This is a genomic window from Halobacillus salinarum (assembly GCF_022919095.1).
Taxonomy (GTDB): Bacteria; Bacillota; Bacilli; order Bacillales; family Halobacillaceae; genus Halobacillus_B; species Halobacillus_B salinarum.
The window spans coordinates 2,039,706-2,065,228 of record NZ_CP095073.1 but is presented as its reverse complement, the minus strand read 5'-3'; the positions used below and the strand labels follow the sequence as shown (position 1 = coordinate 2,065,228).

Genomic DNA, 25,523 nt, shown 5'->3' with positions numbered 1-25,523 from the left:
GCGATTCATACATTATTCGATCAGCTTCCGTACCCACTCGACTCCTTCAGTAACGAGAGATTTACTAGGATTGGAATGAGGGGTGTGTTCCAAAACAAAATATTTTGGGTTTCCTTCTCCAAGTATTTCTATCATCGGTTCCATTTCGAAATGGCTGTTTTTATTTTCAAACTGAGGATGAACAGGAATCCATATATACCCATCCTCTATGTAACTGACATTATGTAAATGAACGACTTTCACAAACGGAAGAAGCGGTTCAACATAGGCTTTCCATTTATCCCCTGCAGCCATTCGATAATCTCCGAGATCTATGCAAATGGATAAATGATAGTGGTTCCAGATTTCCATATCAAAAGCTGCCAGGTCCTCGATGCCGGCTGGAGACTGATTCTGTCCTAGTTTAGGCTCGCATACGATAGGCAGTCCATATTTCATTTGAAGACTGTTCAAATACTGAAGCCCCTCATTAATCAACGTTTCATGACCTAAAGGGTCTGCAGTTTTGAAATAAGGAAAATGAACGAGAAGGTATTCCGCACCATGTTCTGAAAGGTATACGACCTCCTCTTCGAAGTGCTTTCGCGCTTGTACGATGTCCATCGAAACGGATTCCACCAAGTCATATTTGCTATTCCCTCTAATAAGCGGAGAGTGAACCCCAAATGTCACGTTGTGAGCTTTTGCTAGTGCTAAAAATTCTTGAAACGCATTTAAATCAGGAAATTCTCCAATCTCAATATGGCTTACCCCATATGCAAATAATTCATCAAACTGGTCCGGATTGGACATAATGGTACTGCCGGACACGGCTAGTGTATTCTTCAATACATACTACCTCCTCGCTACATGAAATCATACGGAGAAAGCTCCTCATCTTCTTCCTCTGTTTCTTCCGGTACTTCTTCATTTTGCAGTTTCTCTGTCAACTGCGTGTAACGCAAATTAGTTTCTGTCGTTTGGATTCCCTCCAGGAAAGCATGAGGATCCCCACATAAAATCAAGGAGTCTTTAGCACGGGTAATGGCCGTGTACAGTAAGTTTTTCCTTAACATTCTTCTGTAGCTTCTAACTACCGGCAGGATAACGATGGAAAATTCACTTCCCTGCGATTTATGAATTGAAGTACAATAGGCGAGCATAAGATTGGATACATCCTTTTTTGGATAAACGACTTCTTTATTATCAAACTCCACTACAACCTGCTCTACTCCATCGATATTTTCTTCTTCTCTAAAAATGGCAGCCACTTCACCGATATCTCCATTATAAACACCGTCTTCAGGCTGGTTGACAAGCTGAATGACTTTGTCCCCTTTACGAAATGTGTTGTCTTTAAAGGTAAGATCACGTTTTTGTTTTTTACTTGGGTTCACAACTTTCTGGATCTCCTTATTCAGTTGATGTATACCTACATCAGTTCGATACATCGGGGCAAGCACTTGAACTTCTCGTAATTCTATGCCTTTATCTAAAGCTTTTTTCATAATTTGAATAACCAAATCAATCAGCTGCTGTTCTCCAGCCTGGATAAAATTAAAATCATCACCTTTAAGCAGGGATTGGAGTGTACATTGATCATTCTTAATTTCATGGGCAAGCTGTATAATTTTTGAGCCTTCCTTCTGTCTATACACTTCTGTAAGATTTACAGCTGGAAGTTGTCTTGAAGCAAGTAAATCGGCGAGTACCTGGCCGGGACCCACTGAAGGAAGCTGATCTTCATCCCCTACCAGCAGAATTTGCATTTCCGAAGGCACAGCTCTGAATAGCTGATTGGCCAGCCATACGTCAACCATGGAAAATTCATCAACAATTAAAAATTTTCCTTCTAACTGGTTATTTTGATTTTTTTCGAAGCTGGTATGACCATCCCACCCTAGCAGCCTGTGAATGGTACTTGCCGGAAGACCTGTCGATTCTGTAATTCTTTTCGCGGCTCTCCCGGTAGGAGCGGCTAATACAAAAGGGAATGGATCACCCTGCCCGTAATCCTCGGGATGTATAGAATGCTGGTTTAATTTTGAAAAGGCATGAATTATCCCTTTAATGACCGTTGTCTTGCCTGTTCCAGGTCCGCCTGTTAAGATCATCATCTTAGAATGAAGAGCCTTTTCTATCGCATTGAATTGGTCCTCGCCATAACTCATCGCTTCTTCTTCTTCGATTTCTCCAATCATCTTCATCAATTCAGCTTGTGTATATTCGGTTGCCAATTCGCCACCTAGAATTCTTCCCAGCTGCCTGACTACCCCGTTTTCAGCAAAGTAAAGCGAAGGAAGATAGACCCTTTCTTCTTCCACATAAACATGTTTATCTTCCCCAAGCTGAATAAGCTGTTCGGACAGCTGTTGAAACGTAATTTCCGGATTGCTTCCATTATTTAATAATCGCTCTACCTGGAGTAAACACTCTTCTGTTGGAAGGTATACGTGACCTTCGGACAGGCTTTGCTGCATAATAAACAAACACGCCGCACGGATTCTTGTAGGATGGTCGTGAGACAACTTCTGCATGTTAGCTATTTCATCTGCCCTATGAAACCCAAATCCTTCTACTTTAAAGACGAGCTGATAGGGGTCCTCTTGAAGGATTCCCAATGTCTGGTCTTTAAATGCTTCATAAATTTTTTGAGACAGCTTCAAGCCGACTCCGTACTGGGAGAGCTGAATCATTACATGTTCAAACCCCTGATGCTCTTTTAAATCCTGATAGAGCTTGTCAGCTTTCGCTTCAGGCAACTTGGGCACGGAATCAAGAGCGTTCCGGTCTTTGAGGATTGTAGATATTGCACTTTCCCCTAAATGATCTACAATCCTCTCGGCAGTTTTTTGGCCGATCCCTTGAAAAAGCTCACTGGAAAGGTACATAATCAGCCCGTCTCGCGTTTCGGGAAGAAGACGTTGATAAGAACTTACTTCATATTGGAGACCGAATTTTTGATGAGTCTGGAAGGTTCCATGGAACAAATACGTTTCTCCTTCCTGTAAGGGAGAAAAGTGGCCTTTAATGACAAGACTTTTCTCATTAAAGGCCTCATTCGTATCTCGTACGAATATGGAAGCTATTGAAAAATGCTCCACATCATTATGGAAGATCATACGGTTGAGATCCCCTTTAACGTAAGGCTTCTCCTCCTCAAGTTCTGATAGTAATGACTGTTGTTCCATGGAAATCGTTCTCCTTCTAATTATTCGTGATTTAATGCAGCTTCGACCTGTGTTTTGGCATGGGCAGCCAGCCTATGTTCAGGCTGTATCGACACGGCTTTATTAAAATATTGGAGAGCTCGCTCTGCTTCTTCATGATGAAGAGCAATCACACCCAGGTTATAAAAAGCATCACTATGTTCTTCTTCCAATTGTAGCACATGCTTCATCGCTTGTTCAGCTGCTTGAAGCTGGCCATTTTGAGCAAGACACAATCCATATTGAAATTGGATATCTGCATCTTCCGTATTCAATTCTGCCGCACGTAACAAATATGGCAGAGCAAGCTTTTGATAATCTTGATGAATAAATGTCATTCCAAGCATAAAATGGACATCAGCTTCATCTAAACCCGCTTCGATCGCCCTTAAAAAATGCTCTTGTGCTTTTGTGAATTTCTCTTGTTCATAATACACATTCCCGGCCCCGTAATGAGCTGTTCCTGCTTGTTCATCCAGTTCTAAGGCTCGGTTGTAAAAACGAAGAGCACGCTCATAATCCTGTAAATGCAGCAGCAAATTGCCAAAATTAATATAGCCCACTGGTTCGTTTGGATTTTCATCAATAGCTTTTGTAAATAAGCGCGCTGCTTCTTCAAAGTTCTGTTGTTTCATCTCTTCTATAGCTTTTGCTAAAGTATCCATACTCTAGTACCCCTTTCTAATAAAAAAACCATGTCCATATTTCTTTGGACATGGCCTTTTTTATCCTACATAATCTAACGCTTGATCAGCTTTCAACACTTCATCAATGGTAGCTCCTCCAAGACAAACATCTCCATCATAAAGGACGACAGCCTGACCAGGAGTTACGGCACGTTCAGGTTCGTGGAACTTGACTTTTAGTTTACCATCCGCAAGCGGCTCGACATCCACCTTGCTGTCCTCTTGACGATAGCGAAATTTAGCTGAGCAGCTGAATGGTGTTTGTGGAGTCTCTCCACTCGTCCAGTTTATATCTGAAGCTATTAACCCATCTGAATAAAGAGCCTTATGATGATAACCTTGGCCTACATAAAGAATATTTTCTTCTATATTTTTTCCTACTACAAACCACGGTTCGCCTGCTCCGCCAATTCCGAGACCTTGACGCTGTCCAAGCGTATAATACATCAATCCGTCATGGGACCCCTTGACTTCCCCATCCAGCGTTTCCATTTTCCCAGGCTGTGCTGGCAGGTATTCACTTAAGAATTCCTTGAAGTTCCGCTCACCGATAAAACAAATGCCCGTGGAATCTTTCTTGTTAGCAGTTGCTAAATCATGTTCTTCGGCGATTTGGCGAACACGTTTCTTTTCTATACCGCCGATAGGAAACATCACTTGACTCAGCACTTCCTGAGGTAATTGATTTAAGAAGTAGGTTTGGTCTTTATTAGAATCTACTCCGCGCAGTAATTCAAACCTCCCATTATGCTCCTCGACACGAGCGTAATGGCCGGTAGCCAAATAATCAGCCCCAAGAGCCATGGCATGATCAAGAAATGCTTTAAACTTAATTTCCTTGTTGCACATGACATCAGGATTAGGAGTTCGGCCGGCTTTATATTCATCGAGAAAGTAGGTGAATACTTTATCCCAGTATTGTTTTTCGAAATTCACAGCGTAATAAGGAATGTCCAGCTGATTACACACTCTAATTACATCTTCGTAATCCTCAGTCGCTGTACAAAACCCGTTTTCATCTGTGTCATCCCAGTTTTTCATAAAGATCCCGACAACATCGTAACCCTGTTCCTTCAATAATAAAGCTGCTACAGAAGAATCAACTCCGCCGCTCATTCCAACTACTACCCGGGTATCTTTTGGATCTTTCATTACTTTCACCTTCCTATATTAGCGCTTTAAGCGCTTCACAATCTTACTTATTCTGTGTGCTGCATCGATTACGTTCTCTTTATCATTTGCCGTCCCAAAGCTGAAACGTATCGAGCTGGTGGTACGGTCTGAATCACTTCCAAACATTTCAGACAGCACGTGGGAAGGCTCTACAGAACCCGCAGTACAAGCACTTCCGCTGGAAGCTGCAATCCCCGATAAATCAAAATTCGTCAATAGCTGTTCAACGTTTAAACCGGGAAAGCTGAGATTGACAATCGTATCTACCGTATGTTCCACGTCTCCATTCACTTCAAATTCAACTTCGTTGTTTTGAAGAGTCTCAAGAAATGTTTGTTTTAATAAACGGTATTTATTTTTGTTGTGCTCCCGTTCTTCAACCATTAGCTGAATAGCACGCTCGATTCCTTTAACCGCAGGGACATTTTCGGTACCCGCCCTGCGCTTACGTTCCTGCTCTCCACCATGTTGAAGATTGGCGATTTTCGTTCCTTCACGAATATACAAAAAACCTATTCCTTTTGGACCGTTAATTTTATGACCTGACACGGCTGCTAAGTCCACCTGCAGCTCTTCTACATCGATTTCAATCAGTCCGAAAGCCTGGACGATATCTGAATGAAAATAAGCTTGATGATTTTTAACAGCTTCTGCAAGCTCCTTAATGGGCTGAATCACACCCGTCTCATTGTTTACCATCATAATTGATACGAGAATGGTATCTTCCCTGAGCGCCTGCTTTAATTCGTCCGGACGTACGAGACCATCTTCATTTACTGGGAGATAAGTCACATCAAACCCGAGTGTTTCCAAATATTCAGCTGCATGTAATGTAGCATGATGCTCGATAGATGTGGTAATTATATGCCTGCCGTTTTCCTGATTACCAAGAGCTGTTCCGATTACAGCCAGATTGTCCGCTTCTGTTCCTCCACTGGTAAACACGATTTCTGTATCTTTGGCATGAACGCTTTTGGCTGCTGTTCTTCTTGCCTCATCTAAAATTTGTCTCGCTTTTCTTCCAAATTGGTGAACGCTCGATGGATTTCCAAATACATCCTGATAGACGGAGCTGATTGCTTTTACAACCTTCGAGTGAACAGGAGTTGTCGCTGCATGATCTAAATAAATAGAATCCATAAGTTTCACCTCTCTTCATTAAATATAAAACATATAAGCATCCTGAGTTTGATCGTGCACATGATCTTTTAAGTCTTCAAGAGTGGTTGTATCCAGTACGTCCTTCACCGCATCTCTCACTCTCATCCATAAAGCCTGCTTTGCAGGTTCCTCATCTTCTATTCCTTCAACAGGAGTAATCGGCCCTTCAAGGATACGGATGACATCTCCTGCTGTAATTTCATGAGGCATGCGCGTCAGCATGTACCCCCCGTAGGCTCCCCTGACACTTTTTACGAGTCTGGCATTTCTCAAGGGAGCGATTAATTGCTCCAAATAATGCTCAGAGAGTCCGTTGTGCCGGGCAATTTGTTTTAATGATATTGGCCCGTCACCATATCTTCGTGCAAGCTCAATCATGATTGTTAAGCCATAACGTCCTTTAGTCGAGATTTTCATGTCCATCATCCTTTTTTATGAAAATGCTACAGCATTCTGTCATATCGCTTATCTTTTCCCTAAATAAAAAGAAATGGATAAACACCGGACTAATTCAACAATCCAGCCTATTAACCAATTCCCTTATTCGAATGGTTTACTTCTATTATACCAAACGCTATTATAGCACGAATGGCAAGTCCCTTGCATTTTTAATAAAATCATCCTACGCTTAATTCCATAATCAACAAAGGAGTTAATGTCCATGAGCCAAAAACCTCTCGCCTTCCGCATGCGTCCAGCAAATATAGAAGAAATCATCGGCCAGCAGCACTTAGTTGGAGAGGGCAGGACTGTCAATCGAATGGTCAAAGCGAACCGCCTCGCCTCCATGATCCTTTTCGGCCCGCCAGGTACTGGGAAAACTTCACTGGCAAGTGCACTTGCTAAGCACTTAAACCTTCCTTTTAAAGTGCTTAATGCCGTAACAGATAAGAAAAAAGATATGGAAATTGCCGTGGAGGAAGCGAAAATGCACGGACAACTCGTTCTCATTCTTGATGAGGTTCATCGCTTAGATAAAGCAAAGCAGGATTTCCTTCTCCCTCATTTAGAAAGCAATACATTAACGCTGATAGGCTGTACAACGAGTAATCCTTATCACTCCATTAACCCAGCAATCCGAAGCCGTTGTCACCTTTTTGAGCTTTACAAATTAACGGAGAATGAAGTCAAAACTGCGTTGGAGCGGGCACTTAAAGACGAGGAGAAAGGGCTCGGCTCTATGGCTGTTCAGCTCACCGAAGAAGCACTTGACCATTTTTCCCTGGCAGCCAATGGAGATTTACGCGCAGCATTAAATGGTCTTGAACTCGCAGCTTATTCGACACCGTCATCAAAGGATGGGGTGATCCATCTGGACCTTGACACTGCAGAAGAATGCATGCAGAAAAAGAGCTTTTCTCACGATAAAGGCGGAGACGCCCATTATGATGTCCTTTCCGCTTTTCAAAAATCCATCCGGGGTAGTGATGTGAATGCAGCCCTTCATTATTTAGGCAGGCTCATTGAAGCGGGAGACTTAGACAGTATTGGAAGAAGGCTTGTCGTGATCGCCTATGAAGATATTGGTCTTGCAAACCCTCAAGCTGGCCCGAGAGCCCTTTCTGCCATTGAAGCTGCGGAACGTCTTGGTTTTCCTGAGGCTAGAATACCACTTGCAGTTGCTGTAACCGAACTAGCTTTATCGCCAAAATCCAACAGCGCTTATAAAGCACTCGATGCAGCTCTGTCTGATATACAGAAAGGAAAAAGCGGGGACGTCCCGGTCCATTTAAAAGATGCGAGCTATAAAGGAGCAGCATCTCTCGGAAGAGGAATAGAATATAAATACCCTCACAATTATGAAAACAGCTGGGTGGAACAGCAATATCTGCCTGATACGATTAAAAACCAAAAGTATTATGAACCTAAATCTACAGGTAAATTTGAACAAGCCCTGAAACAAGTATATGAAAAAATAATGAAACAGAAAAAAAGCTAAAGTATATTTCAACTTCATGTTGGCCACACTACTATTAAATCTGACAAACTACTTTTCTAAAAATACGATTTACAGGAGTGGTGAACATGCCAAAAGTTAGACAGGATGCCTGGTCTCATGAAGATGATTTATTATTAGCTGAAACAGTGCTGCGTCATATTAGAGAAGGCAGCACTCAATTAAAAGCTTTCGATGAAGTCGGAGATATTTTAAATCGAACCTCGGCAGCTTGTGGTTTCCGCTGGAACGCAGAAGTTCGGCAAAAATATGAGCAAGCTGTAGAATTAGCTAAAAAGCAGAGGAAAGAGAAAAAACGGAAAGAGGCAAGCATGCAGGCAGCCGTCGAGCCTTCCCGAGTGCAAACCTACCATTATCAAGAAAACCACGAAGAAGCGGATGATGAAATCCCTGTTTTCAAGCAGCCGGTTAAAGCTGATACAGAGCCTGAACTGCAATTGTCGCAGGTCATTCGTTATCTCAAAGGCTTGCAGAAAGATTCCGCGGGCACAGATTCTGTGAAAAATAAACTTCAAGAGCTCGAAACTGAGAATTCCAAGCTGAAAGAAATGAATGCAAAATTAAACAGACAGCTGGAAGCGATGAGCGAAGACTATCAAGCTTTAATACAAATCATGGATCGAGCTAGAAAAATGGTTATGTTTGATGACCAGGATTTTACGGCAAAGCCTCATTTCAAAATGGAAAAGAACGGAAATCTTGAGCATATGGCAAGATAATAATAAAAGTGCGTATGGCGGATACCATACGCACTTTATTATGTAGATAAAAATAAAAACAACCAATCCCAATCGTGCCGTTGCATCATGAGTTTTGAACCCGCTCCAGGCAGGTGGGTGCCCTGCTTCGCATTTCTTGCGTCCTCCCATCAATGATGGTTAAGAGGCTTGCATTCCATGCGAAAACGCCGGGCTCCCGTTTCATAAATGTTCGGTCAAAACGTACATTCGAACAACGAACACATCAGGATTGGTTCAATTTTTGTATCCAAATTATAGCATATTTACATAAGCTTATCAAGAACTATATACTTTGTTAACATTCCGTTTTCAGTCCTGTTTTTTTGGTTTCAGCTGCAAATGAAGTTCATCCAGCTGGGCCTTATCCACTGCTCCAGGTGCCTGTGTTAAAGGATCTTGAGCAGAAGCCGTTTTCGGAAACAGAATTGTGTCACGCAGATTTGAACGGCCAGCCAACAGCATGATAAAGCGGTCAAATCCGAGAGCAATACCCCCATGTGGCGGAGTTCCGAATTCCAGAGCCTCCAAAAGAAAACCGAACTGCTCTTGTGCTTCTTCACGGCTGAAGCCTAGAACTTCAAACATTTGGTTTTGGAGCTCTTTTTGATGGATACGGAGTGATCCACCGCCCAGTTCATACCCATTTAATACAATATCATAGGCTTCGGCATGGACATTTTCCGGTTCGGTGGCCAGCTTATCCAGCTCTGAGTCTACAGGCATAGTGAATGGGTGGTGAGCTGCAAAATAACGGCCTTCCTCTTGATCGTATTCCAGAAGCGGCCAGTCCGTCACCCATAAGAAATTATATTTGGATTCATCGATTAATTCCAATTGTTTCCCCAGTTTTGATCTTAGTGCGCCTAAGCTGTCCTGAACTATCGTAGTCTCATCAGCGACAAACAGCAGCAAATCACCTTCTTCTGCATGTAAAGCCTCTTTAATAGCTCCTGCTTCTTCTTCACTAAAGAACTTTGCTATCGGACCATTTATTTCCTCTTCCTTAACTTTTAGCCAGGCCAATCCTTTTGCACCATAAACTTTCACGTCTTCGGTTAATTTATCAATATCTTTTCGGGAAAACTGGTCAGCTTGACCTTTTACATTGATCGCACTTACTTGCCCGCCAGCTTCAATAGCAGAATAGAATACTTTAAAACCAGAATTCTTCACTACAGATGAAAGATTCACAAGTTCCAGCCCAAAACGAGTGTCCGGCTTGTCCGAACCAAAACGTTCCATAGCTTCTTCGTAGGATATTCTAGGAAAAGGAAGCGTGATGTCCATGCCTTTGACTTCTTTCATTACTTTTTCCATCATCCGTTCCGTCATCGCCATAATTTCCTCTTTAGACATAAAGGAAGTCTCGATATCCACCTGGGTAAATTCAGGCTGACGGTCAGCGCGTAAATCTTCATCTCTGAAACATCGCGCGATTTGATAATACTTTTCAAATCCGGACATCATTAACATCTGTTTGAAAAGCTGAGGAGACTGCGGCAGCGCATAAAATTCTCCTTCATGAACCCGGCTTGGTACAAGATAATCACGTGCACCTTCGGGCGTGCTTTTCGTTAACATCGGCGTCTCCATTTCAAGGTAACCTTCTTCGTTTAGAAAATTACGAATCGATTGTGTAGCCTGGTGACGCAATATAAATGTTTCCTGCATTTCTTTTCTACGCAAATCCAGGTAACGATACTTTAAACGTAAATCTTCCGAAACTTCTGTTTGGTCTTCTATCATAAACGGCGGGGTTTTGGACTTGCTTATGATCTCAGTTTTAGAAGCGAGAACTTCTACTGCTCCTGTCGCCATATTTGGATTGATGGTGTTCGGATCACGCCCTACTATCCTGCCCTTTACCTCAAGCACATACTCTGTGCGGACATTCTCTGCTACATGTAAAGCATCCTTTGAAACTTCCGGATTAAAAACGACTTGAACAACTCCAGAACGATCCCTTAGGTCAATGAAAATTAATCCTCCGAGATCACGGCGTTTCTGCACCCAGCCCTTAAGTAAGACTTCCTGTTCCAATTGCTCTTCACTTAAGGATCCACAAGCTACTCGTTCCATGTTATTTACCTCCCGCTAACTGCTGTTTTACATACTCTACAGTTTCCGATAAAGCTATTTCTTTTTGTTCTCCTGTCCGCATATCCTTTACAGTCGCTACCTGCGCTTCTACTTCTCTTTCTCCAAGCACGAGAACGTAATTTGCTTTCAGCCGGTCCGCTGATTTAAATTGAGCTTTCATCTTTCTTTTCAGATAGTCTTTATCTACCTGGACACCTTCATTTCTCAACTGATACATCAACTGGACAGCTTTTCTTTCTGCTTCATCTCCAAGAGCAGCGATGTAACAATCCAGTCCTTCATTAACTGGCAGTTCGATACCTTCAGCTTCCAGAGCCATTAGAAGTCGTTCAATGCTCATGGCAAATCCAATTCCTGATGTTTCTGGTCCGCCTATTTCCTGGACTAAGCCTGTATATCGTCCCCCGCCACTTAAAGTCGTAATAGCACCAAACCCCTCAGCATCACTCATGATTTCAAATGCAGTGTGGTTATAATAATCCAGCCCGCGGACAAGGTTGGGATCGATCACATATTCAATTTCCATAGCGTCTAGATATTCTTTTACCTGTTCAAAATAGGAGGTGGAATAATCATTTAGATAGTCTAGAATAGATGGAGCAGATTCCATGGCCGGATGGTCACGGTCTTTTTTACAATCAAGGACGCGTAATGGATTTTGTTCCAGACGTACTTGACAGTCAGCGCATAGCTCTTCTTTATGAGGAAGAAAATGCTCGACTAAGGCTTTGCGGTGTGCTTCACGGCTTTCTGCATCGCCTAAGCTGTTTACGACCAGTTTTAAAGATTTCAGCCCTAATTCTTCATAGGATCTCATCGCCAGTGCCAAAACTTCAGCATCAATCGCAGGGTCGTCACTTCCTAAGGCTTCGATGCCAAATTGCACAAATTGTCTTAACCGGCCCTGCTGGGGTCTTTCATATCTAAACATTGGTCCGATATAAAAATATTTTACAGGCTGGTTAGGAAGGCCGTACCCTTTATTTTGGACAAATGACCGCACAACAGAAGCGGTGCCCTCCGGCCTCAAAGTAATGCTTCTTCCTCCCCGGTCATCGAAGGTGTACATTTCCTTCTGTACAATATCGGTGCTGCCCCAACGCCTCGCTGAAACAACTCCGTATGTTCGAATATCGGCGTACGGATTTCTTGATAATGATAACGCCGGCAAAGGTCCATTAACGTGCTTTCTACATATTGCCATTGCTCAGAATTTCCAGGCAGTATATCCTGAGTTCCTCTAGGAGCATTCATACTCATTGCATTTCCTCCTTTAAATTAAGGGACGGGGAAACACTGGGAAAATAAAAAAATCCCGTCCCTTTTCCTATTTCTAGAAAAGGGACGGGGTTATACCCGCGTTGCCACCCTGATTGAAGCCTGTAACAGCTTCCGCTTTAAACAGTTAACGCCTTGTTTACGTCCACACCTACTTTAGTGTTCGGTGTGAAACCTAAGAAATGTCTTTCACCTGACCATCATCATTGAAATGCTTCCAGCCAAAGGCATTTCTTCTCTGTAAATGCGGGATTCAGGCTACTCTTTTCCTCACTGGTTTTAACGATTCAGTTAGAATTGATTACTATCATATAGGTTGAGATGTTCCTATGTCAAGCACTTTTAAAATTAATTACAAAGAATTATTTATTTTACCTTTGGAAGGTTTTACAATTCATTTGTCGAATAGTCATAGAATAAGAGAAATTCAGGAGGTGTATGCATGGCAAAAAAAGGAATCGCAGCCCTGTTTATCATTATTTTAGGGCTTACAACTATGATTTCTAATCCAGCTTATGCTGATAAAGCAGTAGTAAGCGTCGACCATTTGCATGTAAGAAATGGTCCAGGGACTGATTATAAAAGCCTAGGCATGGTTAATAGTAATGAGTCCTATACGGTAGTAAAAGAACAAGGAAAATGGGTTAAAATTAAGTGGAACCATCAAACCGGCTGGGTTGCTAAATGGCACGTTTCAGTGAAGAGATCGGAAAAATCTTTTTCTTCCAAAGTTGACTATTTAAGAATCCGCGCTCAACCAGGTTTGGACAGCAAAGTCCTTGGTTATTTAATGAAAGGCGATGAAGCCGTCCAAAAGGACCAGCAGGGAAAGTGGATTAAAGTGAATCATTCAGGAACGAGCGGATGGGTTCATCGTGATTATTTGACAGACTCCGGCGGTTCTTCCTCTAATGGAGAAGAAGAAAGTAATAAAACGCTCGGTTCGCTGACCATAACCACTTCGATCTTAAATGTCCGAAGCAAAAGTTCGACAGATTCATCGATTGTTGATCAGGTCTATAAGAATGAAAACTATGATTACATAAGTGAGCAGCAAGGATGGTATAAAATTAAATTGCACAATGGCCAAACCGGCTGGGTTGCTGGATGGTTTACTAGCAAAAACGCCTCCTCCAGTTCAAACAAGTCTTATGTGACACTTCAATACAATGGCACGAATCTGCGCAGCGGACCATCGACTGAAAACAAAATTGTCGGCAGAGCCGGCAAAGGCGACCAATTTAATGTCATTGAAAAACAAGGAAAATGGTATAAAATCAGCTATAAAAGCGGGGAAGCTTTTGTAGCAGGCTGGATTGTTGAAGAACATAGCGGCACCACGTCTTCCAGTCCTCATTCAAATGGAAACTTAAGCGGCAGAACAATCATGATTGACCCGGGACATGGAGGCAAGGACACGGGCGCCTTGGGCTACTCTGGAAGTCATGAGAAATCCATAACCCTTCAAACAGCATTTCAATTAAAGCAACAATTGGAAAGCTCGGGAGCAAACGTTATTTTAACGAGAAGCAATGATGAATATGTCGCCTTATCTATCAGAGCGCTGAAATCCAGAACTTCTAAGGCTGATGTCTTTTTAAGCCTACATTTTAACAGTGTTCCTTCTGGGATTAATGCAAGAGGAATCGGGACTTATTATTACCATGATAAAGATCGTTCTCTAGCAGAAAACCTACAGAAAGAAATGGTGCAAACAACTGGATTCAACGATCGAGGCGTTCGATTTGGCGACTTCCACGTCATCCGGGAAAACAATAAGCCCGCTCTCCTATTGGAACTGGGCTTTATCTCAAATTCAAGTGAAGAAGCTGCCGTAAAAGGTGTTCAGTATCAAAAGCAGGTATCACAGGGAATTACAAATGGCCTGATCCGTTATTTTAATGAATAATGTTTCAAAAAAAATCCTATGACGTGGACGTCATAGGATTTTTTATTTCTCTTTACTGTCAAGAATCAAGGTGACCGGCCCGCTGTTTGTCAGCTGAACTTCCATCATTTCCCCGAAAGCCCCTGTTTCTACAGACACCCCTTCATCCTCTAAATACTGATTGAATAATTGATAAAGCTCTTCTGCAGTCTCCGGTTTAGCCGCTTGCATAAAGTTCGGTCTCCGGCCCTTGCGGCAGTCTCCATAAAGGGTGAATTGAGAAATAGAAAGCAATTTTCCCTGCACATCAATAAGAGAACGATTCATTTTTTCATTTTCATCCTCGAAAATTCGAAGATGAGGTATTTTTTTTGCTAAATATTTGACATCATCTTCAGAATCATCATGAGTTACACCGATTAAAACTACCAAACCCGTGTCGATTTGACCGGTGACCCCCTTTTCAATTCTTACAGAAGCTGCGGATGCACGTTGAATAACTGCTTTCATAATTACCACTCCACTACTCGTTTATTGCATAACCCGCCTTACAGTATACACGTCAGCAATTTGTTTGATCCGTTCTACGATTTTACGCAAATGACTAATATTTTGGATAAGGATTGTAATATTTATGGTAGCCATCTTATTTCGGTCAGATTTCCCTGAGACAGCGGTAATATTAGTCTTCGTTTCATTCACAGCTTGCAACACTTCATTCAAGAGACCTCGGCGGTCATAGCCCCAGATTTCAAGATCCACGTGATATTGTTTTGTATCCGTAATGGAATTCTCCCAGTATACAGGAAGTAATCTCGACTGGGCTTCTTCGGCTTTGACATTCGGGCAATCCGTTCGGTGGACGGATACACCTCTACCTTTCGTAATATAGCCGATAATATCATCTCCAGGCACAGGGTTACAGCATTTGGCCAAGCGGACAAGAAGATTATCAACACCCTCCACTCTGACTCCTGAATCTTTTTTCCCCGATGACGAAGAAGTTTTTATCTCTGTTGTATTTACATCAGCTAACGTCTGCTGAAGATCCTGTTCCTGCTCTTTCTGCCTGCGAATCTTTTCAGTTAATCTAGTTGCAATTTGAGCAGCAGTAATCCCCTGATAACCAACAGCCGCAAACATATCATCCTCATTAGCGAAGTTGAATTTCTCTGCTACCCGTTTTAAATTCTCTGCTGTAAATACTTCTTTCGGCTGAATTTCCGAATTTCGAATTTCATCCTCAACGAGTTCTTTTCCTTTTGCAATGTTTTCATCTTTCCGCTGCTTTTTGAAAAATTGCCGGATTTTATTTTTTGCCTGGGAGGTTTGAGCAAGCTTAATCCAATCCTTGGATGGGCCGTACGAATGTTTGGAAGTCATCATTTCTACGATGTCTCCCGTTTTCAAGACGTAATCGAGCGGCTCCATTTTACCATTCACTTTCGATCCTATCGTTTGATTTCCCACTTCGGTATGAATTCGATAAGCAAAATCAATCGGGACTGAACCGGAAGGAAGCTCGATAACATCTCCTTTAGGTGTAAATACATACACCATGTCAGAAAATAAATCTACTTTTAACGATTCCATAAATTCTTCCGCATCATGCGTCTCGCTCTGCCAATCTAATATTTCTCTAAACCATGTCAGTTTCTCCTCAAAAGACTGTTCCGCTGTTTGCTTCCCTTCTTTATAAGCCCAGTGGGCAGCAATTCCATACTCAGCAATTTCATGCATTTCATGCGTTCTGATTTGTACTTCCAGCGGATCGCCTTTTGGGCCGATCACAGTCGTATGGAGAGACTGATAGAGGTTTGGCTTCGGCATGGCAATGTAATCCTTAAACCTTCCTGGCATAGGCTTCCAGCAAGTATGAATAATACCAAGCACAGCATAGCAGTCTTTAATGCTGTTAACGAGAATACGGACAGCAAGCAAATCGTAAATCTCATTAAATTGTTTGTTTTGAAGAACCATCTTTCTATAAATACTATAGAGGTGTTTCGGCCTGCCATTTAAATCTGCGTCAATATTAACCTCTTTGAGCTGATCACGAATCTCATCCATGACTTCCTCAATATAGGATTCCCGTTCGTTCCGCTTTTGCTTCATTAAATGAACGATACGGTAATATTGCTGTGGATTTAAATAACGCAGTGCAGTATCCTCTAACTCCCATTTAATGGTAGAAATTCCCAGTCGATGAGCTAAAGGCGCAAAAATTTCCAATGTCTCATTGGAAATTCTTCTTTGTTTCTCAGGAGGAAGGTGCTTTAACGTCCGCATGTTATGCAAGCGGTCGGCCAGTTTGATTAATATCACTCGTATATCCTTAGCCATGGCTACGAACATTTTGCGGTGATTTTCTGCCTGCTGGGCTTCCTTCGATTTATATTTAATTTTCCCTAGTTTTGTCACTCCATCGACGAGCATACAAACCTCGGTATTAAACTCTTCTTCAATATCCTTTAGGGAAACGTTTGTATCCTCTACAACATCATGCAAAAAACCGCCAGCCACCGTTTCAGGATCCATTTCCAGGTTTACTAATATACCTGCTACTTGAATAGGATGAATAATATAAGGCTCCCCGGATTTACGATACTGGTCGCTATGGGCTTTTTCAGCAAACTGAAAAGCCCTGCGGATAAATGCAAGGTCCGATTCATTCAAATAGGTACCCGCCTGTTCAATGACTTCTTCGGCGGTTAAAACAGTATCTTTAGCCATACAATCACCCTAGTCTCTTTAAACTACTTCCACAAATACTATGGTTTGCTTATCATTATCGAAAAAAGCCGACAAAATGTAAAGAAAAATCGTTTAGATTTACTCAATTGTAAAATAAAGAGCGCCCTGACCGAAAGGGCACTCTCCGAATTAATATTGCATTAAGGTACAAACGTCATAACCATCCAGTTTCCTACGTCCATCTAAATAAGTCAATTCGATAAGGAACGCGCAACCGGCTACTACCCCGCCCAGCTGCTCTACAAGATTAATGGTCGCTTCAATTGTACCGCCCGTAGCTAATAAGTCGTCTATAATTAACACTCGTTGTCCTGGTTTAATGGCATCTTTATGGATCGTGAGCACATCACTCCCATATTCAAGACCGTAATCCACTTGGATCGTCTCACGAGGAAGCTTTCCTTCCTTACGCACAGGAGCAAAGCCGATTTCCAGTGCATAAGATACGGGGCAGCCTACGATAAACCCTCTTGCTTCCGGACCTACGACTATATCAATTTCTTTATCCTGTGCATACTCTACAATTTCATCTACTGCAGCTTTAAAAGCTTTTCCATTGTCCATTAATGGAGTTATATCTTTAAATTGGATGCCTTTCTTAGGCCAATCCTCCACAATTGCAATATGTTCTTTAAGATCCATTTACTACTTCCTCCTCGACTGATTCCATATAAGCATTGAACCAGTCCTTCAATTCTCTAAATGTAGAAAAGTATAATTTCTGTTCCACTTTCATCTGGTACTGTTTTTCACGGTACAAAACTGATTCCTGTAAATCCTTTTGTGAAGGTTTAGCGTTAATCGTTAGTAAACCATCTTCCATTTTAACAAATTCAAGTTCAAAAAACACCTGGGAGATAAAGTCAACCATTGACTTATCCCAGCCTCTCCGAGCAGCGAGCTGTTCGCCTTCAGTTCGTACGTTAAAAGACTTGCGCTTCATAAGCATACCATAGAAAAATTTAAAATGGTCACGAGTCGGCCAAGTTTTAAGAAATGCACTATCTTCTATGCGGTAGCATGCAAATATTTTCCCCGGCTTGCAAGCGTTGACCACCTCTCCCAGCTCCTCTAACCGGTTTGGCAGATCCAATACGACTATCCCGTCCAATCGTTCAGCTTCCATCATCTCTGTCGGGCTCAACACCGGGATATTATGAGGGGCATGCTCCATCTGGTGAAAGGAAAGTGCAGCATATTTTTCATTTTCCGGCAATGGAATTTGCTTGTCTAATTGCTTAGAACCGCGAAAATCGAAGAGCTGCCATTCGCTGACTTTAAGGTCTTTTATCATGACTTGGACATTTTTCCGCCCATTCCATTCATTAATTCCAAGTTCCCCCACGACTTCCATATTAGCTTGAGGAGATAACTTCTGATAGAGTTCCCCCATTCCAAAAGCAATGCCGTCCAAACGAGACTTAGCTTTTTGGAATTGGAGTTTTAGATGGTTTTTCCGACTGCCAATCAATCTGATTTCCTTCGGAGACTGCTGCACGCGAAACAATGGTTTAGGATTTCCTACACCAAACGGTTGAAGCTGATTTACTTCTTCAATTTGCTTGAGAGTAATATCGTCAATTTCAATTGTCATTGCTATATCCAGTACCTGCTGGTAATCTTCTGCCGAAAGTTTTTCAGCTGCGAGACGGTTTAAATCTTCCTGTAAGCCCGCAATCTCCTCTACCGGCAAAGTCATTCCTGCTGCTTGCGCATGTCCGCCGAAATGTGTAAACCGCTCTCTTACCTCCATGCAATTTTGAAAAAGGTCAAAAGCGTCTATGCTTCTTGCTGACCCTTTTGCTGCTTGAGTCTCAGAATCAATCCCAAGCACGATCGCCGGACGGTCAAATTTACGAACAAGCTTCGAGGCTACAATTCCCAGAACCCCTGGATTCCAGCCTTCCTTAGCTGCTATGATGACTCGATTCATACCATTCTGGCTGAGCACCATTTCTTCAGCCTCTTTAGCAATGTCAGCTACGATTTTTTGACGTTCCTGATTCAGCTGATTAATAAATTCTGCCAGCTGCATGGCTTCGTGCTTATCGTTAGATATCAACAATTCTACAGCCGGCCCTGCATCCTGTAATCGTCCTACTGCATTCAACCGGGGACCTATGGTGAACCCTATGGTTTCTTCATTGATTTCCCCGTCTACACCACAAATTTCCTTCAAAGCTCTTAGTCCTGGGCGCTCGGTTCGGGAAAGTGCCTTCAGACCAAAATAAGCCAGCAACCGATTCTCATCCCTCAAAGGAACAAGATCAGCAATAGTACCGATCGCTGTTAGCTCCAGCAGCTCCTCAGGAAGCCGGCCCAGCAATGCCTCAGCTACTTTAAATGCCACCCCAACCCCAGCAAGCTCCTGGAATGGATAATTAGGGGAAGTCTTTGGATGGATAATGGCAAACGCATCCGGCAGAGTTTCCTGAACTTCGTGATGGTCAGTAATAATGAGATCCATTCCTAGACGCTTAGCGACTTCTGCCTCGTGTACCGCAGCAATCCCTGTATCCACTGTGATGATGACGGAAAATCCAGAGTCTTTCGCAAAAATAAACGCGTCTTCATTAGGTCCATAACCTTCAGAAAAACGGTTTGGAATATAGAAATCACAATCTGCCCCCATCGCCTTCAAGGCTTCAAGCATGACCGTTGTTGAACTAACTCCATCCGCATCATAGTCCCCGTAAACAAGGATAGATTCACCCTGCTGAACGGCCAGCTTTACTCGATCTACCGTTTCCTGCATTCCACCCATTAAAAATGGATCGTGTAAATCTTCTAGAGAAGGATGCAGAAATTTATCAATATGGGCAGGATCAATAATCCCACGATTTTTTAATAGTTGTTGAGTTAGCGGTTTCAGCCCATTGACAGGCTTTACCTCTTCCAGACTATCTTCATATGTAAAATTCCATCTCATCTTGCTTTGCAGCATAAATTCACCCCTGACCCATCTATTATACAAGAGGGGAGCAGGGGGAGCAAACAGGATTTAGGTTGCATTTCTACGATGCTTCTCCTTATGGTCATCTTCCTCCTGAGTAGTGGCTGTCTCAGCTTTTTCTTCCTTAGGTGCAGTCTCCTCCAGATTGGCTAACTGATTTCTTAAGGAACGGTTTTGCCTTTTTAATTTAAAATAACGGACGGCTCCAACGGAAGCTGTAACGAGACCACCCATCAACACAGAAATGATGATAACCAGTATTAACGGTGCCTCTCCAGATCCAAACAGGTAATTCACTTGTACAGGGTCTACGTTAATGACCGCAAAAATTGCAATTAATAATGCAAAAATGAGAGCGGAAATGATATAAGTCTGCCCCTTCATTCTTCGCTTCCTCCTTTATCATACTTCGAAATCGTATGAATCCTTTAATGTAGTTATACCCTGATGAACTTTCACCCAATCCAAAAAAAGCAGCCCCAATAGGTCAGGGGCTGCTTTATCACGCATCAGACTTGTGGTCCGCCGCTCTTTGGTTTCTTTTTAGTAAATTCTAAAGGATTTTCTTTCACGCTTCTTCCGCGCCAGATCAGCCACAGCTGAGCCGCGATAAATAAGGAAGAATAGGTACCGGCAATTAAGCCAACGACTAGCGCAAAGGAGAAGTTCGTAATCGAAGATGCTCCGAAAATAAGCAGCATCAATGCTGCAAAGATTACAGTTAGCACTGTATTAATACTACGTGTTAATGTCTGCAGCAGGCTGTCGTTTACAACTTTGGCAAGTTCCTTAAAGGACTTAACCTTGCGCCTCTTTCTAAGGTTTTCCCTAATTCGGTCAAACGTTACGATGGTGTCGTTCACCGAATATCCTACGATGGTCAAGATTGCGGCGATAATTGTAATATCAAACTCCAGCCTGGTAATGCTGAAGAGCGCAATGATAAAGAACGCATCGTGCAATAAAGCAATGATCGCCGTAATCGCAAAGAAAAACTCAAAGCGGATCGTGACGTAGATAATAATCCCAATCGATGCGTAGAGTACTGATAGTGCCGCATTCTTGGCAAGTTCCTGGCCAACGACCGGCGAAACAGTACTTACGTTTGGTGTGTTGCCATATTTATCTTCATAATAACTTTGGATCTCGCCAATTTTCTTTTTGCCGAGCTCACTTTCAAACCTGGCTACAGCAATTTCATCATTTTCCCCAGATAATACTACTTTTTTCGGCTTAACACCAAACTTATCTTCCAGGGTTTGCTCCACTTCCTCGGTCTTGATGTTTCCATCAGAAAGAATGGATAGTCTAGAACCGCTCGTAAAATCGATTCCCAGATTCAAACGGAAAACCGCCAGTATAATAATCCCTGTGACGACCAGTACGATCGACAATGCAAAGAATCGTTTACGGATACCAACTAAGTCAAATTTCCGTCTCATAAAGGTTGGTTCAACTTCTTTCCCCTTTTCAATGGACAGAATATCTTTTGGATTGACACCAAACCACTTCGGACGTTTGTTCAAGTAACGGCTTTTCACCCATAATCCCATGAGCAGACGCGTACCGTAAACTGCTGTGATAAAACTTACTAAAATACTTACGATCAGCATAGTGGCAAACCCTTTGACCGAGCTTGTACCAAAGATAAAGAGAACAGTAGCTGCGATTAACGTCGTAATATTGGCATCGAGAATCGTGGAAAGTGACTGCTTGTTACCTGCTTTGAAAGCGGACATCACCGATTTCCCTGCTTTCAGCTCCTCTTTAATCCTTTCATAGGTAATGATATTGGCATCTACTGCCATACCGACCCCAAGAACCAACGCGGCAATACCAGGCAGTGTCAGTACACCCTGCATGAAGTCAAAGACTACCAGGATTAAGTAAATATAAGCTGTCAAGGTAATGGCAGCAATTACTCCAGGAAAACGATAGAAAGCCATCATAAACAAGAAAATGATCGCAATTCCAATGATTCCTGCATAAATCGTCTTATTCATCGCCTGCTCGCCGAATTGAGCTCCTACAGAAGTTGAATACGTTTCTTCAAGATTCACAGGCAGCGACCCGGCATTTAAAATATTGGCTAATTTCTTAGCTGAGTCTACTGTGAAGTTTCCTTCTATTTGAACCGACTTACTTCTAATTGGCTTGCTGATGCGAGGGGCAGAAATGTACTTATGATCATCCTTGCCGTACTCTTTAGCAAACGAAGTATCTTCATCATAATCAAGCCAAATGACTAATAAATTTTCTAAGTATGGAGTATCAGGATCCTGCTCACGGGCAGAGACCTCTTTGGTAACATCGTAAAATTTCGAAGGATCCTTCATATCGAGTGTTACAATCGGATTGTTATTTCGATCGTAGGACTGCTGAGCACTTCCTTCTACGAGATCCGAGCCGTTCAAATATTCTTTGTCATTGACGTCTCGAAAAGACAAGTTCGCTGTAGTGGAAAGCAGCTTCCTTGCCTCCTGTTGATCCTTCACACCTGCAAGCTGAACACGGATACGATTGCCATTCTCTATAGCAATGTTAGTCTCACTGATCCCCAGGGCGTTCACCCGCTGGTTCAAAGATTCGACTGTGGCTTCCATGACCTGCTGATTAATTTCCTGTCCTTCATGAAGCGGTTTGACATCATAAAGGATTTCAAACCCGCCTTGAAGATCAAGACCTAACTTAATATTTTTAGTTATGTTCGTAGTAGTCGACGCAATCAAAGTTCCTAATAAAACAAGAACTAGAAAAAAGGCGACGATGCGACCGCGTTTCACCATAACATTCTTTGCCTCCTTTGTTCCTGAAAAGACAGGTATGCCCCGTTATCAATATGTATTTACGGACCAGGGTACAAGCTTATCTAAAATTGTCGTTAAGCTCGCTGATGAGCTTCCCGTACCAATTTTACTACTAAATTTTTTTTTGACAACTAAAGATTTACTTTTAGTCTTCCATTTCTCCAGAAACAGCCTTGATTGAAGCCAGCAAATCTTCATCTTTATAAGCTTCCACAGTTAAATAGCTGACATAAAGCTGACTGCTGAGGTGAAAGATATCCTGAACGACTTCATAGAGCCGCATGCTTGGCTCGCCTTTCCAAACTTTTTTTCTTAAGCAGCTCCACACATCTTCCTTCGTTGCCCTGCTATACCCCAATATTTTAAACTCTTCCACCTTACTTTGCAAAACCGGCACAACAAATGTCTTCCATTGGCTTATCGGCCGCCGCTGTTCCATACGTCCACCTCTCCCTAAAAAGTTTCCTGTTTCAATTAACGAAGGATTGTCATGCCTTGTCCCTATTCGCGCATATACTTCATTGTAGCTGAATTTCAAAATTTTGAGAAGGCGGATAAAATCTATGGCTAAACAAACCTTTTTACATGGAGCATTGATTCTTGTAGCTGCCGGACTAATTACAAGGATGCTTGGTTTCATTAACCGGATAGTCGTTGCAAGAGTAATGGGACCTGAAGGAGTGGGCTTGTATATGATGGCCCTGCCTACTCTGATTCTCGCCATTACTTTAACTCAATTCGGTTTACCCGTGGCCATTTCCAAACGGGTATCTGAAGCTGAAGCGACAGGAAATGAACGAAAAATAAAACGAATATTATTAGTCTCAATTTCATTGACCGCTAGCTTAAGCGTGGTATTTACCGTTGGACTATTTCTACTTTCCCCAATAGTGGCTAAATATTTCCTAACCGATGCCCGAGCCTTGTATCCTTTACTAGCCGTGACTCCAATTATTCCTATAACTGCTGTTTCGGCCGTTTTGAGAGGTTATTTTCAAGGCCGGCAGAATATGAAGCCGCAGGCCACGGCACAAGTAATTGAGCAGATTGTACGGATAGCTGCTGTCGTGATCCTTACGAAGCTCTGTTACCCTTATGGTGTTCAATATGCAGCTGCCGGTGCGATGGTGGCAGTTGTCATCGGGGAATTTGTAGCTCTTTTTTATATGGTGCGTCAATTCAATCTACACAAACGATTCAAGCTGAGAAGCACTTGGAAAAAACAGATCATTGAGGGAAAACAAACCTTTCAGGAATTAATGACAATTGCATTGCCGACCACCGGCAGCCGGTTTATCGGGTCACTGACTTACTTCTTTGAACCCATTTTGGTCGCCCAAAGCTTAGCATTCGCCGGGTTGACGGCTGTTGAATCAACGAAACAGTACGGAGAACTAACCGGATATGTCCTTCCACTCTTGTTTCTCCCTACATTTTTAACTCATGCACTTTCTGTAGCACTTGTCCCCTCTATTAGCGAAGCTGCTGCTAAAAATGCTAAGGAGACGATTCAGTATCGGATTCTTCAATCCATCCGCTTGTCTCTCGCTTCTGGCGGTGTCATTACGATCATCTTTATGATTTTCCCGGCAGTGATTTTACTTGCCGTATATGGGACGAGCAATACTGCTTTTTTATTACAATTTATGGCCCCCTTTTTCTTGCTTCACTATATCCAGACTCCGCTGCAGGCAAGTTTACAGGCTCTTGACCTCGCTCAGTCTGCGATGTGGAATACATTGATTGGTTCAGTCATTAAATTTATCGTATTAGTCGGCCTGAGTTCCCAGCCTGAATTCGGTATCAATGGTGTAGCCATTGCTATGGTCGTGGGCGTCGTAGTTGTCACTATATTACACTTAGGCGTTCTCATCAGATCAGCTTCTTTTAAACCGCCAGTCAAAATGTTTGCCAATTTTGGTCTCATTGTAGGGATTACAGGATGGGCTGGTTTTGAAATGAAGGCGCACTGGCTGCTGGAAACCAAGCCTCTCTCGCAGCTTCTTACGATGGGGTTCATGCTTACACTGCTTTACATCACTCTGTTATTTTTATTAAAAATGGTACGGATTGATGAAATCAAATTGATTCCTTGGGCAAAACTGCTTCATAAAAAATAACCGTAACCCTGTTACGGTTATTTTTTATGAAAACTCGTTATTTCGATCAAAATGGATCTCTCCTGAATCATTGATCGTACATAAAGAAATGTCTTCCACAGATTGAAATCCTTGTTTTTTCACTTCATTCAATAACCACGATTTATTTTTTCGAATCGTCTTCAGACCATTGTATTGGATTTGGCCATCAGCTATTAAAATGACCGCATAATCGGAGCTCCCATCATCTTCTTTTTCAAAAACCGAAAGCTTTCCAGAAGGTTCCAGAATAGCAAATGCTACATCATTTACTTGTTGGATCCCATGTTCTCTTAACTGCAGCAATAGATCATTAAAATTGTAACGCTGCTTTTTCATTTCCTTCTCATCAATTTTCCCGTGTCTAATGATCAGTGAAGGTTTGCCGTCAAACCAATCTCGAAAGGTCTGACTTTTTAAGGAGGCATAAGCACTGATCCATTGAATAATAAGAAGGATGGCCATGGGGATGAGAGCTTCCCAAATGGATGACTTAGGTTTCTCAATTAAAAATACTGCGATTTCTGCCAGCATTACAAATACAACTAAGTCCATGACGCTTAATTCGCCAATTTCCCGTTTGCCCATAATCCGAAAAATAACTAGAATAAGCAGATAAGAAAGGATGGTTCGGAATATGATTGCGCTTAGAAGCATAGTACGATCAGCTGCCCTTCTTCGAACTCTACACTTCTTAACA

The 25,523-nt window shown here is 42.3% G+C and carries 19 protein-coding genes, 1 other RNA gene, 1 pseudogene and 1 other annotated feature; of the genes and pseudogenes, 4 read left to right on the top strand and 17 right to left on the bottom strand.

What is annotated here, in order from left to right; genetic code table 11:
* Positions 1–12 precede the first annotated feature (12 nt).
* From MUN89_RS10485 to cymR, 6 genes are read right to left on the bottom strand one after another with little or no spacing between them, the layout of a single operon-like run.
* Positions 13–828 carry a TIM barrel protein gene (locus tag MUN89_RS10485; RefSeq protein ID WP_244713390.1) on the bottom strand — a complete coding sequence of 272 codons (816 nt, stop codon included), beginning with the start codon at positions 826–828 and terminating at the stop codon, positions 13–15.
* 17 nt (positions 829–845) lie between these two features.
* Positions 846–3,170, bottom strand: coding sequence for an SF1B family DNA helicase RecD2 (gene recD2 / locus MUN89_RS10480; protein ID WP_244713389.1), 2,325 nt, complete (start codon positions 3,168–3,170; stop codon positions 846–848).
* A 20-nt stretch (positions 3,171–3,190) separates the two neighbouring features.
* Entirely contained in the window at positions 3,191–3,853 is a 663-nt protein-coding gene (locus MUN89_RS10475; protein ID WP_244713388.1) for a tetratricopeptide repeat protein, read from the bottom strand.
* Positions 3,854–3,913: 60 nt separating this feature from the next.
* On the bottom strand, positions 3,914–5,026 hold the full coding sequence (mnmA, locus tag MUN89_RS10470) for a tRNA 2-thiouridine(34) synthase MnmA (RefSeq protein ID WP_244713387.1): 1,113 nt from the start codon (positions 5,024–5,026) through the stop codon (positions 3,914–3,916).
* An 18-nt stretch (positions 5,027–5,044) separates the two neighbouring features.
* Positions 5,045–6,187 (bottom strand): cysteine desulfurase family protein, encoded by a 1,143-nt coding sequence (locus MUN89_RS10465; RefSeq protein ID WP_244713386.1) that lies wholly within the window; start codon positions 6,185–6,187, stop codon positions 5,045–5,047.
* An 18-nt stretch (positions 6,188–6,205) separates the two neighbouring features.
* Complete coding sequence (cymR, locus tag MUN89_RS10460; RefSeq protein WP_244713384.1) at positions 6,206–6,625, bottom strand: cysteine metabolism transcriptional regulator CymR; 420 nt, start codon at positions 6,623–6,625, stop codon at positions 6,206–6,208.
* Positions 6,626–6,869: 244 nt separating this feature from the next.
* On the opposite strand from cymR, the gene MUN89_RS10455 reads away from it, so the two are divergent.
* Entirely contained in the window at positions 6,870–8,147 is a 1,278-nt protein-coding gene (locus tag MUN89_RS10455; protein ID WP_244713383.1) for a replication-associated recombination protein A, read from the top strand.
* A gap of 86 nt (positions 8,148–8,233) precedes the next feature.
* Positions 8,234–8,884 carry an RsfA family transcriptional regulator gene (locus tag MUN89_RS10450; RefSeq protein WP_244713382.1) on the top strand — a complete coding sequence of 217 codons (651 nt, stop codon included), beginning with the start codon at positions 8,234–8,236 and terminating at the stop codon, positions 8,882–8,884.
* Positions 8,885–8,945: 61 nt separating this feature from the next.
* Here MUN89_RS10450 and ssrS read toward each other — a convergent pair.
* The 3 genes and pseudogenes from ssrS to hisS form a co-directional block, all read right to left on the bottom strand.
* Positions 8,946–9,138, bottom strand: a non-coding RNA gene (gene ssrS / locus MUN89_RS10445) — 6S RNA.
* A gap of 76 nt (positions 9,139–9,214) precedes the next feature.
* Entirely contained in the window at positions 9,215–10,984 is a 1,770-nt protein-coding gene (gene aspS, locus MUN89_RS10440; RefSeq protein ID WP_244713381.1) for an aspartate--tRNA ligase, read from the bottom strand.
* Between the two features lies 1 nt (position 10,985).
* Positions 10,986–12,265, bottom strand: a pseudogene (hisS, locus tag MUN89_RS10435) (histidine--tRNA ligase).
* A gap of 77 nt (positions 12,266–12,342) precedes the next feature.
* Positions 12,343–12,566: a binding site (T-box leader), on the bottom strand.
* A 159-nt stretch (positions 12,567–12,725) separates the two neighbouring features.
* Between hisS and MUN89_RS10430 the strand changes: the two are divergent.
* Positions 12,726–14,192 carry an N-acetylmuramoyl-L-alanine amidase family protein gene (locus MUN89_RS10430; RefSeq protein WP_244713380.1) on the top strand — a complete coding sequence of 489 codons (1,467 nt, stop codon included), beginning with the start codon at positions 12,726–12,728 and terminating at the stop codon, positions 14,190–14,192.
* Positions 14,193–14,234: 42 nt separating this feature from the next.
* Here the strand turns inward: MUN89_RS10430 and dtd are convergent, their stop codons facing one another.
* From dtd to MUN89_RS10395, 7 genes are all read right to left on the bottom strand, one after another.
* Positions 14,235–14,681, bottom strand: a complete 447-nt coding sequence (dtd, locus tag MUN89_RS10425) for a D-aminoacyl-tRNA deacylase (protein ID WP_244713379.1) — start codon at positions 14,679–14,681, stop codon at positions 14,235–14,237.
* Positions 14,682–14,702: 21 nt separating this feature from the next.
* On the bottom strand, positions 14,703–16,904 hold the full coding sequence (locus tag MUN89_RS10420) for a RelA/SpoT family protein (protein WP_244713378.1): 2,202 nt from the start codon (positions 16,902–16,904) through the stop codon (positions 14,703–14,705).
* A gap of 150 nt (positions 16,905–17,054) precedes the next feature.
* Positions 17,055–17,567 carry an adenine phosphoribosyltransferase gene (locus MUN89_RS10415; RefSeq protein WP_244713377.1) on the bottom strand — a complete coding sequence of 171 codons (513 nt, stop codon included), beginning with the start codon at positions 17,565–17,567 and terminating at the stop codon, positions 17,055–17,057.
* On the bottom strand, positions 17,557–19,869 hold the full coding sequence (gene recJ / locus MUN89_RS10410; RefSeq protein ID WP_244713376.1) for a single-stranded-DNA-specific exonuclease RecJ: 2,313 nt from the start codon (positions 19,867–19,869) through the stop codon (positions 17,557–17,559). The genes MUN89_RS10415 and recJ overlap by 11 nt, the downstream gene beginning before the upstream one ends.
* A gap of 57 nt (positions 19,870–19,926) precedes the next feature.
* Entirely contained in the window at positions 19,927–20,262 is a 336-nt protein-coding gene (locus MUN89_RS10405; protein WP_244713374.1) for a LapA family protein, read from the bottom strand.
* A 125-nt stretch (positions 20,263–20,387) separates the two neighbouring features.
* Positions 20,388–22,664 (bottom strand): protein translocase subunit SecDF, encoded by a 2,277-nt coding sequence (gene secDF / locus MUN89_RS10400; protein ID WP_244713373.1) that lies wholly within the window; start codon positions 22,662–22,664, stop codon positions 20,388–20,390.
* A gap of 166 nt (positions 22,665–22,830) precedes the next feature.
* Positions 22,831–23,124, bottom strand: a complete 294-nt coding sequence (locus tag MUN89_RS10395; RefSeq protein WP_244713372.1) for a post-transcriptional regulator — start codon at positions 23,122–23,124, stop codon at positions 22,831–22,833.
* Positions 23,125–23,248: 124 nt separating this feature from the next.
* On the opposite strand from MUN89_RS10395, the gene spoVB reads away from it, so the two are divergent.
* Entirely contained in the window at positions 23,249–24,805 is a 1,557-nt protein-coding gene (gene spoVB, locus MUN89_RS10390) for a stage V sporulation protein B (RefSeq protein WP_244713371.1), read from the top strand.
* A 24-nt stretch (positions 24,806–24,829) separates the two neighbouring features.
* Here the strand turns inward: spoVB and MUN89_RS10385 are convergent, their stop codons facing one another.
* Positions 24,830–25,480, bottom strand: coding sequence for a DUF421 domain-containing protein (locus tag MUN89_RS10385; RefSeq protein WP_244713370.1), 651 nt, complete (start codon positions 25,478–25,480; stop codon positions 24,830–24,832).
* Between the last annotated feature and the right edge of the window lie 43 nt (positions 25,481–25,523).